General features: G+C 72.0%; 12 protein-coding genes. 10 read left to right on the forward strand and 2 right to left on the reverse strand.

The genetic code is table 11. The annotated features are described in order from the left end of the window. Positions 1-84: 84 nt before the first annotated feature. Positions 85-1107, reverse strand: a complete 1023-nt coding sequence (locus AB0L45_RS14885) for an NADP-dependent oxidoreductase (protein ID WP_365839721.1) — start codon at positions 1105-1107, stop codon at positions 85-87. Between the two features lie 390 nt (positions 1108-1497). Here AB0L45_RS14885 and AB0L45_RS14890 point away from each other — a divergent pair, with 390 nt between their 5' ends. Continuing rightward, a complete protein-coding gene (locus AB0L45_RS14890; RefSeq protein ID WP_365839723.1) occupies positions 1498-2946 on the forward strand; it encodes an MFS transporter in 1449 nt (482 codons plus the stop codon). Positions 2947-3020: 74 nt separating this feature from the next. Here the strand turns inward: AB0L45_RS14890 and AB0L45_RS14895 are convergent, their stop codons facing one another. Continuing rightward, complete coding sequence (locus AB0L45_RS14895) at positions 3021-4040, reverse strand: Lrp/AsnC family transcriptional regulator (RefSeq protein WP_365839725.1); 1020 nt, start codon at positions 4038-4040, stop codon at positions 3021-3023. A 292-nt stretch (positions 4041-4332) separates the two neighbouring features. Here AB0L45_RS14895 and AB0L45_RS14900 point away from each other — a divergent pair, with 292 nt between their 5' ends. The 9 genes from AB0L45_RS14900 (at position 4333) to AB0L45_RS14940 (ending at position 14159) form a co-directional block, all read left to right on the forward strand. Further along, positions 4333-5199 carry an SAM-dependent methyltransferase gene (locus AB0L45_RS14900; protein ID WP_365839727.1) on the forward strand — a complete coding sequence of 289 codons (867 nt, stop codon included), beginning with the start codon at positions 4333-4335 and terminating at the stop codon, positions 5197-5199. Positions 5200-5779: 580 nt separating this feature from the next. Then, a complete protein-coding gene (locus tag AB0L45_RS14905; protein ID WP_365839729.1) occupies positions 5780-7222 on the forward strand; it encodes an FAD-binding monooxygenase in 1443 nt (480 codons plus the stop codon). Positions 7223-7416: 194 nt separating this feature from the next. Next, complete coding sequence (locus AB0L45_RS14910) at positions 7417-8625, forward strand: acyl-CoA dehydrogenase family protein (protein WP_365839731.1); 1209 nt, start codon at positions 7417-7419, stop codon at positions 8623-8625. 49 nt (positions 8626-8674) lie between these two features. Next, the gene (locus AB0L45_RS14915; RefSeq protein WP_365839733.1) at positions 8675-9154 is read left to right on the forward strand and encodes a PhzA/PhzB family protein; all 480 of its coding nucleotides are present in this window, start codon (positions 8675-8677) and stop codon (positions 9152-9154) included. Between the two features lie 72 nt (positions 9155-9226). Beyond that, on the forward strand, positions 9227-10411 hold the full coding sequence (locus AB0L45_RS14920) for a 3-deoxy-7-phosphoheptulonate synthase (RefSeq protein ID WP_365839735.1): 1185 nt from the start codon (positions 9227-9229) through the stop codon (positions 10409-10411). 44 nt (positions 10412-10455) lie between these two features. Beyond that, positions 10456-11079, forward strand: coding sequence for an isochorismatase family protein (locus AB0L45_RS14925; protein ID WP_365839737.1), 624 nt, complete (start codon positions 10456-10458; stop codon positions 11077-11079). Next, complete coding sequence (locus tag AB0L45_RS14930) at positions 11076-12968, forward strand: anthranilate synthase family protein (RefSeq protein ID WP_365839739.1); 1893 nt, start codon at positions 11076-11078, stop codon at positions 12966-12968. The genes AB0L45_RS14925 and AB0L45_RS14930 overlap by 4 nt, the downstream gene beginning before the upstream one ends. Continuing rightward, on the forward strand, positions 12958-13341 hold the full coding sequence (locus AB0L45_RS14935; RefSeq protein WP_365839741.1) for a hypothetical protein: 384 nt from the start codon (positions 12958-12960) through the stop codon (positions 13339-13341). Before AB0L45_RS14930 ends, AB0L45_RS14935 begins: the two co-directional genes overlap by 11 nt. Beyond that, positions 13326-14159: a PhzF family phenazine biosynthesis protein gene (locus tag AB0L45_RS14940; RefSeq protein ID WP_365839743.1), complete on the forward strand. Its 834-nt coding sequence runs from the start codon at positions 13326-13328 to the stop codon at positions 14157-14159. The genes AB0L45_RS14935 and AB0L45_RS14940 overlap by 16 nt, the downstream gene beginning before the upstream one ends. Positions 14160-14168: the final 9 nt, after the last annotated feature.

Consider the following 14168-nt stretch of genomic DNA (forward strand, 5'->3'; position numbering starts at 1 on the left):
GACCGCCGCCCGACTCACCGGAGTTGCTCACGGACGGTGCCGAGCTACGGTTCGGCACCGGGGTCGCTCACGTACGGCGCCGAGCTACAGCTCGACGATGACGGCACCCACGTGCCGCCCTTCGATCACCTCCAGCAGTGCCCGCGGGGCCTGCTCGATGCCCTTGATCCGGGCGTGCGGGAAGACGTTCTCGCCCGCCCGGAGCCAGGCGCCGAACGTCTCGGTCCACTCCGCCCCGCCGTCGACGTCGTCCGAGCTGAAGCCCCGTATCTCGATCCGCTTGCGGATGAGCGGCATGGAGTCCAGCTGGACGGGCGCCGACGTACCGGTGCCGTGCTCGCTGAGCTGGCCGGACAGGGCACCGATCAGTACGAACCGGGCGCCCGGGCGGGCTGCTTCCACGGCGGCCTGGAGCTGTTCGCCCCCGACGTTGTCGAAGAAGACGTCGATCCCGTCCGGTGCCGCCTTGGCCAGCTGTTCGCCGAGCGGCCCGGCGCCGCGCACGACGGCCTCGTCGTAGCCGAGTTCGGCCACGAGGCGGTCGGCCTTCTCCTGGGAGCTGGTGCTGGCGATGACCCGGCCGGCACCCAGCCGTTTGGCGATCACCCCGGCCATCGCGCCGATTCCGCTGCCGCCCGCCGAGACGAACACCGTGTCGCCGGGGCGGAGTTCGACGCCTCGGGTCAGTGCCGCGTAGGCCGTCCAGCCCCGCTGGAGGTGGGCGATCGGGTCGGGAAGCGCTTCGGGGTCCAGCGGGGTGCACCCGTCCGCGGGGACGACGGCGTACTCGCGCCAGCCCAGCCCGTGCGCGACCAGGTCGCCCGGCCGCAGCGGGCCGCCGTCCGGGGCCCGGACGACCTCGCCGACCGCCGACCCGAGCAGGGTGTCGCCGGGGCTGAGCACGGGGAACGGCGTGTCCTGGGTGACGCCCGAGATCAGCAGCCGCAGCGTGGCGAAGACCTGGAAGAACCGGTTGCGGACCAGCACTTCGCCGTCCCCCGGTGAAGCCGGCGGCGTCTCGACGACGGCGAAGTGCTCCAGCCGGGGCAGCCCGTCGGGCCTGGCCACGAGGCGGACTTCTCTCTGGGTAGCGGGCAGGGCAGCCATGCACCCCTCCTGAACAGGAAGAACGTAGGGATATGAGGCCCTGGTTCACGTGCGGTGACCAAGGGATCCCAGCGTGGAGCAGTTCCCCCGCCGCCTCCAGCCAGGGCGGCGTACTGGAGCATTTCTTCCATCCCAGGCGGCCGGCTGAAGGAAGCGCACACCGTAAGCCGATCTCGTCTTCGCCCCGGCGGCGCCGCCGGGCGGGTGCGCGCAGCGGGCCGGCGCGTGAGAAATCGCGACCGCGGAAGCCCTCGACGGAAGGAATCCTCCATCTCCGCGCTCTGGCTGGAGCCCGTCCGGCCCGGGCCTCCACGCTGACGGTGGTCGAGCCCGGCGCCCCCTTCCCGGCGGACCGGGCCGACGTGTCGACGATGCTGGAGAGGAACTCCGATGACTGCTGAGCGTGTGCTCGCGCCGACTCCCACAGCGGCGTACCGATGGCGGTGGCTGGCGCTCACCGCCCTGCTGCTCGGTGAGGCCATGAACCTGCTGGACGCGACGATCGTGCAGGTCGCCGCGCCGGCGATCCACAACGATCTGGGCGGGTCGGTGTCCGACATCCAGTGGTTCACCACGGCCTACACCCTCCCGTTCGCGGTGCTGCTGATCACCGGTGGCCGGCTGGGTGACATCGCCGGCCGGCGGCGGGTGTTCGTCATCGGTGTCACCGGCTTCATGCTCGCCTCGGCGGCCTGCGCCCTGGCGCCCTCGGTGGGTCTGCTGATCGCCTTCCGGGTGGTCCAGGGCGCCGCGGCGGCCGTGATCATTCCCCAGACCATCGGCCTGATCAAGACGATGTTCGCCGGTGACGAGATGTCCAAGGCGCTGGGCAGCATCGGCCCGGTGATGGGGCTGGCCGCCGTCTGCGGTCCGGTGCTCGGCGGGGTCCTGACCCACGCCGACCTGTTCGGCTCGTCGTGGCGGGCGGCCTTCCTGGTCAATGTGCCGGTGTCGGTGATCGTGCTGGCCATCGCCCCCAAGATGCTGGAGAACCGGGCTCCGCAGCGGCCCACCCTGGACGTGACCGGCACCCTCCTGGCCATGGTCGGTGTCGGGCTCATCGTCTACCCGCTCATCGGCGGCGACATCGCCGCGCTGTCCGGGTGGAGCTGGGCCGCCATCGTGGCCGGTCTGCTGGTGATGGCCGGGTTCGCGCTGCACCAGCGCCGTGCGGGCGCCGGCGGCCGTAGCCCGCTGGTGGAGCCGAGCCTGTTCGCGCACCGCAGCTTCCCGGCCGCCTTGGTGACGTCGGCGGCGTTCTTCGCGGTGACGAACGGCCTGATGATGGTCATCGTGCTCCAGCTCCAGCTGGGGCTGGGCACCGATGTGCTCGCCGCGGGGCTGACGCTCGCTCCGTGGTCGGTCGGCCTGGCCGTCGCGTCGTGGCTGGCCGGTGCGCACCTGGTCCGGCGCTACGGGCACCGCACCATGTCCATCGGTCTCGGCGTGCTCCTGGTCGGGGCGCTGGCCGCCATCGCCGTGTACCACGCGGCCGAGCCCACGGCCTATCCCAAGCCGCTGCTGCTCGCGCTGGGCGTCATCGGCCTGGGCGTCGGCCTCTTCGGGCCCGCCTTCTTCACCATCGCCCTGCAGCCGCTGCGGCCCCAGGAGATCGGGTCGGCCGCCGGGCTGCTGAACGCCGTGCAGCAGCTGGGCGCCACGCTCGGGGTCGCCGTCCTGGGCAGCGTCTACCTCAACAGCGCGACGCCCGGCGGCGCTTCGGCTTCCCTGCACGCGGTCCAGGTCGCGTTCTGGGTCGCCGTCGCGCTGGTGGTGGTGAGCTTCGGTTCCGCCAGGCTGATGACGGCGAAGAACGCTGCCGAGGCGGCGCAGCCCTGACCGGGCCGCCTCTCGGGGCGAACGATGCGGCGGCCGCGCGGCCGCCGCATCGTCGTGTGTACGGCCCTCGGTCCTCACGGCCGTGCGCGCAGGGGCGGCGCCGGCCGGCGGCCGCGGTCCGGACGCGTGATCATCGGGCTCGCCGCCTTGACGTTCTGCAGGACCGGGCTGGTTTCCAGGGTGTGGATCGCGTCGAGGGAGCCGAGCCGGCGGGCCAGGTAATGGTGCAGATCGGCCGGGTCTCTGCAGAGCGCCTGGGCCACCAGGTTGGTGGGGCCGGTGGTCGCGGCGACGAAGGCGAGCTCGTCGTGGCCCGCCAGGGTCGTCGCCACGTGTTCCAGATGGGCGGGGCTGACCGACATCCACAGCAGCGCCCTGGTGTTGGCGCCGAACAGCCCGGTGTCGACCTCGACGTCGAAGAACACGGCCTCGCCCGCCTGCAGATCGGCCAGGCGGCGCGCGACGGTGACCGGCGACCAGCCGGTGGCCTGGGCGAGTTCCGCGTGGCTGGCGCGCCCGTCCTTCTGCAGTGCGACCAGCAGGTCCGCGTCGGCGTCGGTCAGCCGGCGGGGCACCGGGACGTACGCGCTGTCGGCTGCCTCGGGTGCTCTCAGGATCCGCTGCTGTTCCTCGCTGAGGGTGTCGGCGCTGCGGCGCCAGTTGGTGGGGCCTCCGAGGTACATGTGCAGCAGGCAGTGGGCGGACACGGCGGTGATGTTGCTGGTACGCGGGATGTCGCGCAGCAGCAGGGAGTTGCCCGCGACATCGTCGGTGGGGGTGTGGATGACCGCCACGATCTCGGTGCCGCCGGAGGTGAGTTTGACCCACGAGGTGTCCGGCCGGCGGGCCAGGGCGTGCGCGAGGTCCTGCGCGGAGCCGGCCGCTGCGGTGAGTCTGACGAGCCACTGGGTCCGCCCGGCCCGGTGCGGGTCCGCGAGCCCGACGACACGTAGGGATGCCTCGTCCCGCAGCCGGCGGTAGCGGCGGGCGACGGTCTGGGGGGAGACGTCGAGAGCGACGGCGATCTGGCTGAAGGGCGCGCGGCCGTCGATGTGCAGCGCGTGGATCAGGGCACGGTCCAGGGTGTCGAGCATGCACACATCCTTCAGTGGGGGCCTGCTCCGTGGAATAAAGTTGAAGATGACGCGGAGCACGCTACCATCGCAGCCGCAGAATCCCGCAGAATTCCATCAGTGCACAGCCCGGACAAGTCGGCTTGTGCGCAGTTGATAGGCGCAGCGTACGGGCACAAACTGTCTTCGCTCTCTTTCGAGTCCCATCCGCCGAAGAAAATCGAGCCGCTTCCACGGGCGTTTCAGGCGCTGGTTCCCTCTGCCGTGAACTCGCCTCTTTGTATCGAGTTGAACTCTTCTTGGGGAGAAATTTATGGTCGAGTTGAAGACGCCCTCGGTCGGAGTCGGGCAGACCGCGCTCTTTGTCGCGTGGATGCGGCAACTGGAAAGTGATCGTCCGGATGCTTTGTTCCGGGATCCGCTCGCCGCCACGATGCTCACGGCCCTGGCGGAGGACCCCGTCCTGGCGGACGTGGCCGAAGTGATCCAGCAGACCCACACCAGCGCACGCGGCTTCCCGGCCTACTTCGCGGTGCGTACGCGCTTCTTCGACGACGCGGTGCTCGCCGCGACGCGCGGCGGGATCCGCCAGGTCGTCACGCTGGCCGCGGGGGTGGACGGACGCACCGTCAGGCTGGACCTGCCGGCCGGCACCCGCTGGTTCGAGGTGGAGCTGCCGGAGATGACGGCCTTCAAGGACGCCCTGGTCGAACGGTCCGGCCTGCCCCTCACGTGCGAGCGCCACGGGGTCGCGGCGGACCTGCGGGGAGACTGGCAGTCACCGCTGCGAGCTGCGGGTTTCGACCCGGAGCAGCCTACGGCCTGGCTGATCGAGGGCCTCTTGATGTATCTGACGCAGGACGCCGGGGACGCCATCCTGGCCGGCCTGACCGAGCTGTCCGCCCCCGGGAGCCGGCTCATGCTGGAGCACCTCAAGGCGGCCATGCTGACGGAGGAGGGCAGGCCCGTGCGCGAGCGGGTCGAGGAGCAGGGCGCCTCCTGGCTCTCCGCCCGCGACGACCTCGCGTCCTGGACGGGCGGCCACGGCTGGCAGACCGAGGTGCACGCGGGCGACGACCCGCGCATCGGACACGGACGCACGGTGGCGCCGCTCCCGGCGTGCTGGCTGGCCACCGGAACCCTGACCCGCGCCGGCGCCCATTCTGTGAACGGACGGTAAATTCTCCGGCCCGCCGGCAGACGGAATTCCGAATTCGGAATTCTCAATTCCGCCGGCTGCGCCTCGCCCCCGTCGCGCGGGATTTCGGCCGCATCGGAAGAGATGCCGTCCCCAGGTTTACCGGGTTCCCTGCCGGGGGATTTTGTGCAGTACGATCATGAGCGGCTGCTTTGCCGCCGGGCTGTCCCGGCGACCCTTCTCACGGGTCTGCCACCATGCATGACTGCGCGACATTCCGAAGGCAACGGAACGTGCCTGCCGGGGTACCTCCGAGGCGTTACGTAATCCGGCCCCGCGCGACGATGCGCCGGCCGGCCCGAAGCAGCCACTTCGCCCAGCACTTCGCGACTTCCTGTTCACCGACTCTTTCCAGGGGGAGCACCGAGCGGCAATCCCGGTACGTGGACCGCTCTTTTCGCCCTCCGGCACGACCGCCGCCCCCGTCTCCCGCAGCAGGGCCCTGCGCGCCGTCCGCGGCCGCGCGCATGCCGGCCGCGCCGCCACGAAACCGGTGACACCGCCCGGCTCGCCCCGCGGACACCCGCCCGCCCCACCCCTCAAGCCACAGCGGAGGAATCGCATGCCTGACGACACCGCACGCCCACCCGCCCCGGAGGAGCCCCGCGCCCGTCGCGGCGGCCGCTCCGGCGGGTCCGTCCCGAGGGCGCCGGGCAGCCACTGCGTGGTGCTGGGGGCCAGCATCGGCGGGCTCTTCGCCGCCCGGGTGCTGTCCGGCACGTTCGACCGGGTGACGCTGGTGGACCGGGACACGCTGCCGGAGACGGACGACAACCGGCGCGGGGTGCCGCAGGGCCGCCACGCGCACGCGATACTGCCCGCCGGCACGAAGTGGCTCCAGGAGATGTTCCCGGGCCTGCTGGAGGAGTTCGAGGCGGACGGCGTGCCGGTCGTCCGGGAGCCCACCGAGATGCACTTCGCTCCCGGAGGCCATCTGCTGTGCCAGGAGGGCCGTTACGCGGATCCCACCCCCACCTTCCAGCCGAGCCGCCCCCAGTTGGAAGGCCGGGTACGCGCCCGGCTGCGGGCGCTGCCCGACGTCGAGATCATCGACCGCTGCGAAGCGGCCGGGCTCGTCAGCACCGCGGACGGACGGCGCGTCGTCGGCGCCCGCGTGGTGCACCGCGACGGCGGAGCGGAGCGGGAGCTCGCCGCGGACCTCGTCGTCGACGCGACCGGCCGCGGCGGACGCTCCGCGCGGTGGCTGGCGGAGCTGGGCTACGACCAGCCGCGGGAGGACCGGGTCGCGATCGACATCCAGTACGTCAGCCGGAACCTGAAGGTGGCTCCGGGCGCTCTCGGCCGGCGGAAGGTCGTCATCGTCGGGGCCCGCCCCGGGCGGCCGACCGGGGCGACCTTCCTGCAGCACGGCGCGGACCACTGGATGCTGACGCTGATCGGGTACGGCGGGCACCACCCGCCCACCGACCCGAGCGGGTTCCTGGACTTCGCCAAGCCCATCGTGCCCCCGGACGTCTTCGAGGTGCTGTGCGCCGCCGAGCCGCTCGACGACCCGGTCGCGCACCGCTATCCGGCGAGCGTGCGCCGCCGTTACGAGCGGCTGGCGCGCTTCCCCGAGGGGCTGCTGGTCTTCGGGGACGCGCTCTGCAGCTTCAACCCCGTCTACGGCCAGGGGATGTCCGCGGCCGCGCTCCAGGCCGGTGCGCTGCGGGAAGCTCTGGCCCAGGGCGTCGGGCAGTTGCCGCGCCGCTTCTTCAAGACGGCCGCCCGGCGCATCGAGGTCGCCTGGCAGATGGCCGTCGGCAGCGATCTCGCGCTCCCCGAGGTGGCGGGCCCGCGCCCGCTGCCGGTGCGCATCAGCAACGCGTACTTCGGCCGGCTGATGAGCGCCGCGGAACACGACTCGGCGCTCACCCAGGAGTTCGTCAAGGTCAGTTCCCTGCTCTCGCCGCCCACGATCCTGCTCCGCCCGGCCACGGTCGGACGGGTCGTCATCGGCAATCTGCGCCACCGGCGGGAAAAGGGTCCACAGCACCGGGTGTGACCCGTAAGGCCACCCGTCGGACCATCGAAACAGCGAACACGGCACGAAAGCCGCCGTGCCGGTACGGCATGCCATTTCACGGCTCTCTGAATTCTCTGCGCACCGGAATTGACGCTCTTGACTCCGGCAATTTCGGAAGTCTAGCGTTTCGGCACCGACCCCCGAGCCGATCTCCCCGAAAGGAATGATGCGGAATGTCAGATCCAGTGGCCACCACCGCCGTCCAGGTCCCGGACCGTGTCGAACTCGTGAAGCGGGCCGAGGGTTTACGGGAACTGCTGTGGGAGGACGCCGCCGACTGCGAACGTGAACGCCGCGTCTCCGCCCGGGTCATTTCCGCCATGACCGGGGCGGGCCTGCTGCGGCTGCGGACGCCGCGCCGCTACGGGGGTTACGAGGCGGACATGCGCACCCTCCTGGAGGTCGCCGTGGCGCTCGGCCGCGGGTGCTGCTCCGCGGCCTGGATCGCGGGCGTCCTGAACGCCGGGAACTTCGTGGCGTCGCTGTTCCCCCCAGCCGCCGGCGACGAGGTGTGGGGCACCGACCCCGACGCCGCGTGCGCGCTGGTCCTGGGCCTGCCGGCGCAGGACGTCGAGCAGGCCGACGGCGGCGTCGTCGTCAGCGGCGAGTGGGCCTACGTCTCCGGCAGCCTGCACGCCCGGTGGGTCAGCGCCCTGATCGCCGTCCCCACCGCCGAGGGCCGCCCGGACATCCACTTCGCGCTGATGCCGGCCGAAGAGATCACCGTCAAGGACACCTGGCACTTCGCCGGGATGCGCGGCACCGGCAGCAACACCGTCGTCGCCGACCGGCTGTTCGTCCCCCGCCACCGGCTGCTGCCCTACCTGCCCGTCCTCAACGGCGAGACCGACGGCACGGTCGATCCCGACCTGCCCTACCGCAACAGCCTGACCGGCCTGTTCGCCATCGGGCTGACCGGCTCGCTGATCGGCGGCGCCGAAGCCGCCCTCGCCCACGTCCGGGACAAGGCCCCCAGCCGTCCGGTCGCGGGCTCGGCCTACCGGGACCAGACCCAGTCGCCGACCTTCCAGCTCGATCTCGCCGACGCCACCTCGAAGATCGATACGGCGAAGCTGGTCGCCACCCGCATCGCCGACACGGTCGACCGGTACGCCCGGGCCGGCACCAACACCGACCTGCACGTACGGGCCCGCAACCGGCTGGAGTCCGCCCTGGTCGGCCGGTGGTGCCGGGAGGCCGTCGACACCCTGGTGACCGCGCACGGCTCCGCCTCCTTCAACGAGGCCAACCCGCTGCAGCGGCTCTGGCGCGACATCAACGTCGGCAGCCGGCACGCCGGCTTCGGCATGGGCATCCCCGAGCAGGTCTACGGACGCGCCCTGGTCGGCCAGGACCCCCGCGACATCAGCTTCATCGTCTGACCCGGGACACCCCGGACCCCACCCCCCGCTCCCACAGCTGAGGACAGTCATGGCCGAGCCCCGAACCCCCGCCGACGAGGCCGAGGTGCGCTCCCGCAACCGCGCCGTCGTCGAGCAGTACCTGCACACCCGCGGCGAAGACCGGCTCCGACGGCACCTGCTCTTCACGGAGGACGGTGTCGGCGGCCTGTGGACCACGGAAAGCGGCGAACCGATCGTCATCCGCGGCCGCGACCGGCTGGGCGAACACGCCGTCTGGTCGCTGAAGTGCTTTCCCGACTGGGCCTGGTTCAACATCGAGGTGTTCGACACCCAGGACCCGGACCGCTTCTGGGCCGAATGCGACGGAGCGGGAAAGATTCGCTTCCCCGGATATCCCGAAGGCCACTACCGCAACCATTTCCTGCACTCCTTCCTGTTCGAGAACGGGAAGATCAAGCAGCAGCGCGAGTTCATGAACCCGTGCCAGCAGTTCCGCTCGCTGGGCATCGACGTCCCGCGCATCGAACGCGAGGGAATTCCCACCTGACGGGCCGTCCGCACACCGCGGACCCGTCACCATCCGGCCGTAAATCCCTTTCGCCGCACGGGGGGCACAGTCGTGGGACACGCATTAACCGGAATGCAAGGGGCCAAGGCCCTGCAACAACCCGAATGGAACGATCTCTCACAGGTCCAGCGGGTGCGGGACATCGTCGCCGCCCGCCCGCCGCTGGTCCGCGTGGACGACGTGCACACGCTCAGGTCGCTGCTGGCGTCCGTCGCCGCGGGCGAGGCACACGTGGTGCAGGCGGGCGACTGCGCGGAGAACCCGGAGGAGTGCACCGCGGACCACGTCCGGCGAAAATCCGCCGTGCTGGATCTGCTGGCCACCACGCTGAAGCTGGTCACCGGCAAGCCCGTCGTCCGGGTCGGGCGCATCGCGGGACAGTTCGCCAAGCCGCGGTCCCACTCCTTCGAGCAGGTCGGCGACCTGGTCCTGCCCGTGTACCGCGGGCACATGGTCAACAGCCCGGAACCCGACCCGGAGAGCCGGCGGCCGGACCCGCTGCGCATCCTCACCGGCTACATGGCGGCCGGCGACATCATGGAACACCTGGGCTGGCGCGCGCCGGCCCCGCGCGCCTGGCCGAGCATCGAGCCCCTGGTGTGGACGAGCCATGAGGCGCTGCTCCTGGACTACGAGGTCCCGATGATCCGCGAGGTCGGTGACGGCAGGCGCTGGCTCGGTTCCACGCACTGGCCGTGGATCGGCGAACGGACCCGGCAGCTGGACGGCGCCCACGTCGACCTGCTCGCCGACGTCGTGAACCCGGTGGCCTGCAAGGTCGGCCCGGCCATGACCACCGAGGAGATCACGTCCCTGTGCGAGCGGCTCGACCCGCTCCGCGAACCGGGCCGCCTCACCCTGATCGCCCGTATGGGCGCCGACGCCGTCGGCGAGCGCCTGCCGCCCCTGGTGGCGGCGGTCCGCTCCGCGGGCCACCCGGTGATCTGGCTGTGCGACCCGATGCACGGCAACACCGTCACCACCCCGGACGGCCGGAAGACCCGCCTGCTGACCACCTTGGCCCGGGAGGTCGCCGGGTTCCGGCGCGCGGTGGCGGCCGCGGGCGGTACGGCCGGCGGACTGCACCTGGAAACCACCCCGGACGACGTGACCGAGTGCGTCGCCGACGCCTCCGCGTACGGCTCGGCCGGCGGCCGCCACACCACCTTCTGCGACCCCCGCCTCAACTCACGGCAGGCCGTCTCCCTCGTCACGGCCTGGTCCGACGCTCTGTGAACGCCACCGCCGTCTCGGCCGCACCGCCCGAAAGGAACCGTCCCATGGCCGGCTTGCCCCCCATCGCGTCGTACCCCCTGCCCACGGCCGGGAGCCTGCCCGAGAACCTCGCGCAGTGGACCCCGCGCCCGGAGCGTGCCGTCCTCCTCGTCCACGACATGCAGCGCTACTTCCTCCACGCCCTGCCGGACCCGCTGCGCACCGGCCTGGTCCACAACGCCGCCGCGCTGCGCGAGCGCTGCGCGGCTCTCGGAGTGCCGGTGGCGTACACCGCGCAGCCCGGCCGGATGACCGACGAGCAGCGCGGGCTGCTGAAGGACTTCTGGGGGCCGGGGATGCGTACCGACCCGGCCGACCGGGAGGTGACGCCGGAGCTGGCCCCGGCGGAGGGCGACTGGACCTTCACCAAGTGGCGCTACAGCGCCTTCTTCCGCTCGGACCTGCTGGAGCGCATGCGGGCGGCGGGCCGCGACCAGCTGATCGTGTGCGGTGTGTACGCGCACGTCGGCATCCTGGCGACAGCGCTGGAGGCCTTCACGCACGACCTCCGGACGTTCCTGGCCGCCGACGCGCTCGGTGACTTCTCCGAGAACCACCACCGGCTCGCCCTGGACTACGCGGCGCAGCGCTGCGCGATGGTCCTGCCGTCCGCGGAGGTGTTCGCATGAGCGGCCCGGACACCGACGGCCTGCTCCGCAGCGTGCTGAACCTGGAACCGGCCGCGTTCGCCCTGCTGCACCGGCCGGAGTCCGGGGCTCCGGACACCGTCGACGTCCTGGCCGGAGAGGTCACACTGCCCGGGACGCTGGCGGACATCCCGCTCACCGAGGCGGGCGCCGGCCCGTCCGGCACGGACCACGACGTCCTGGTCGTGGTGCCGTACCGGCAGCTCACCGAGCGGGGGTTCACCGCGCCCGACGACGGCTGCCCGGTCATCGCCCTGTCGGTCGGCAGCCAGGCCACGGTGCCCGTGTCCGAACTCCTCGCACGGCTCCCGGACACGCCGGCGCACGTGACGGCCCATGGCTTCGACGTGGACGACGAGGAGTACGCCGAGACCGTACGGCGGGTGGTCGCGGACGAGATCGGCACGGGCGCGGGCGCCAACTTCGTCATCAAGCGCTCGTTCGTGGCGGACCTCGGTGACTACTCGCCGCACAGCGCGCTGGCGTTCTTCCGGCGCCTGCTGGAGCGGGAGCAGGGGGCGTACTGGACCTTCCTCATCCACACCGGCCGCCGGACCTTCGTCGGCGCCACGCCCGAGCGCCACATCTCGGTGCGCGGCGGGACGGCCGTGATGAACCCGGTCAGCGGCACCTACCGGTACCCGCCCGCCGGGCCGACGCTGGAGGGCGTCACCGAGTTCCTCGCGGACCGCAAGGAGACCGACGAGCTGTACATGGTCGTCGACGAGGAGCTGAAGATGATGGCCCGCATCTGCGAGGGCGGCGGCCGGGTCCTGGGCCCGTACCTCAAGGAGATGGCCCGGCTGGCCCACACGGAGTACTTCATCGAGGGGCGCACCGGCCGTGACGTGCGCGAGATCCTGTACGAGACGATGTTCGCCCCCACCGTCACGGGCAGCCCGCTGGAGAGCGCGGCCCGCGTCATCGGGAAGTACGAGCCCGAGGGCCGCGGTTACTACAGCGGGGTGGCCGCGCTGATCGGCCGGGAAGCCGGCGGTGAGCGCTCCCTCGACTCGGCCGTCCTCATCCGTACCGCCGACATCGACGCGCACGGCCGCGTCCGCATCGGGGTGGGCGCCACGCTCGTACGCCACTCCGACCCGGTCGCCGAGGTCGCGGAGACCCGCGCCAAGGCCGCCGGGCTGCTCGGCGCCCTGGAGGCCGGGCACCCCCGCCGCTTCGGTACGCATCCGGACGTCCGCGCCGCCCTCAGCCGCCGCAACGCCGGCATCGCCCAGTTCTGGCTGCAGGACTCGGCCGGCCGCCGGCCCACGGTCACCGGGCTGGAGGGGCTCAAGGCACTGGTCGTCGACGCGGAGGACACCTTTACCGCGATGATCGGTCACCAGCTGCGCGCGCAGGGCCTGGAGGTGACGGTCAGCCGGTTCGACGAGCCGTACGCCTTCGGCGGTCACGACCTGGTGGTGCTCGGCCCCGGCCCCGGTGATCCCCGGGCCGTCGCCGACCCCAGGATCGGTCATCTGCGTGCGGCCGTCGAGGAGCTGCTGGAGCTGCGCCGGCCCTTCGTCGCGGTGTGCCTGAGCCACCAGGTGCTCAGCATGTCCCTCGGTCTCGGCCTGGTCCGGCGGGACGTGCCGAACCAGGGCGTGCAGCGGGAGATCGACCTGTTCGGCTCCCGTGAACGCGTCGGCTTCTACAACACGTTCGCCGCCCGCAGCGGCGAGGACAAGCTGGACGTCGAGGGGATCGGGCCGGTGGAGGTCAGCCGGGACCGGGACACCGGCCAGGTGCACGCCCTGCGCGGCCCGGGGTTCGCCTCGATGCAGTTCCACGCCGAGTCGGTCCTCACCGTCGACGGGCCGCGCATCGTCGGGCAGACCGTACGGGAGGTGCTCGGCCGTGCGGGCTGACATCGCCTGGTGGGAACTCGACGGTTCTCCGCAGACCATCGACTCGCTGCGCGCCCACCTGCGGGACGGCGCCGCCGACGCCTGGTGCGACGTCCCCGGGCTGCGGCTGAAGTTCTGGATGGCGGACCGGCAGCACAACCGCTGGGGCGCGGTCATGCTCTGGGAGTCCGGCCGCCCGGCCGTCCTGCCGGCGAACCGTGCCGCGGAGCTGATCGGCCGCCCGCCCGACCACCGGGCGGGGTTCGGCATCGAGGCCATGGTCGAAGGAGCGTACGTACACCCCGGACTCCACGGCCTGGGGCCGGTGTTCACGCCGGCGGGGGCAGCCATCACATCCACCCAGGGGGAAGAGGCACCATGCACGCATACCTAGTCGTGGACGCCTTCGCGCGGCGTCCGCTCGAAGGCAATCCCGTGGCCGTCTTCTTCGACGCCGCCGACCTGGACGCCGCGACGATGCAGCGCATCGCCCGGGAGATGAACCTCTCCGAGGTCACCTTCGTCCTGCCGCCGGAGCGCGGCGGCGACGCCCGCATCCGCATCTTCACCCCGGTCAACGAACTGCCCTTCGCAGGGCACCCCTTGCTCGGCACGGCGGTGGCCCTGGGCCACACCCTGAAGGAGGACCGGCTCCTGCTGGAGACGGCCATGGGGCTGATCCCGTTCGAGCTGCGCGAGGACGAGGGCGTCCCGGCCGTACGGATGGAACAGCCGATCCCCACGTGGGAGCCGTACGCACAGCGCGCCGAGCTACTGGCGGCGCTCGGCGTCGCACGGTCCACGGCGCCGGTCGAGATCTACCGCAACGGCCCCCGGCACGTCTTCGTGGGGCTGGAGAGCGTGGCGGCACTGTCCGCCCTGGAGCCGGACCACCGGGCGCTGAGCCGGTTCCCGGACATGGCGGCCAACTGCTTCGCCGGCGACGGGATCCACTGGCGGACACGGATGTTCTCGCCCGCCTACGGGGTGGTCGAGGACGCCGCGACGGGATCGGCCGCCGGCCCGCTCGCCCTGCACCTCGCCCGGCACGGACTCAGCCCGTACGGGGCGGAGCTGCAGATCCTCCAGGGGGTCGAGATGGGCCGCCCCTCCCTCATGCTGGCGACCGCGGACGGCACGGGCGAGCACGTCCGCAGCGTGCGGGTCGGCGGTCACGGCGCCATAGCGGCCAGCGGCACCCTCTACGTCTAGCGAGGACAC

This window comes from Streptomyces sp. NPDC052496 (assembly GCF_040679095.1).
Taxonomy (GTDB): domain Bacteria; phylum Actinomycetota; class Actinomycetes; order Streptomycetales; family Streptomycetaceae; genus Streptomyces.

Bases quoted from the DNA above. Each gene is read 5' to 3' on its own strand.
- AB0L45_RS14885 (WP_365839721.1), bottom strand. From the start codon at position 1,107: ATGGCTGCCCTGCCCGCTACCCAGAGAGAAGTCCGCCTCGTGGCCAGG.
- AB0L45_RS14890 (WP_365839723.1), top strand. From the start codon at position 1,498: ATGACTGCTGAGCGTGTGCTCGCGCCGACTCCCACAGCGGCGTACCGA.
- AB0L45_RS14895 (WP_365839725.1), bottom strand. From the start codon at position 4,040: ATGCTCGACACCCTGGACCGTGCCCTGATCCACGCGCTGCACATCGAC.
- AB0L45_RS14900 (WP_365839727.1), top strand. From the start codon at position 4,333: ATGGTCGAGTTGAAGACGCCCTCGGTCGGAGTCGGGCAGACCGCGCTC.
- AB0L45_RS14905 (WP_365839729.1), top strand. From the start codon at position 5,780: ATGCCTGACGACACCGCACGCCCACCCGCCCCGGAGGAGCCCCGCGCC.
- AB0L45_RS14910 (WP_365839731.1), top strand. From the start codon at position 7,417: ATGTCAGATCCAGTGGCCACCACCGCCGTCCAGGTCCCGGACCGTGTC.
- AB0L45_RS14915 (WP_365839733.1), top strand. From the start codon at position 8,675: ATGGCCGAGCCCCGAACCCCCGCCGACGAGGCCGAGGTGCGCTCCCGC.
- AB0L45_RS14925 (WP_365839737.1), top strand. From the start codon at position 10,456: ATGGCCGGCTTGCCCCCCATCGCGTCGTACCCCCTGCCCACGGCCGGG.
- AB0L45_RS14930 (WP_365839739.1), top strand. From the start codon at position 11,076: ATGAGCGGCCCGGACACCGACGGCCTGCTCCGCAGCGTGCTGAACCTG.
- AB0L45_RS14940 (WP_365839743.1), top strand. From the start codon at position 13,326: ATGCACGCATACCTAGTCGTGGACGCCTTCGCGCGGCGTCCGCTCGAA.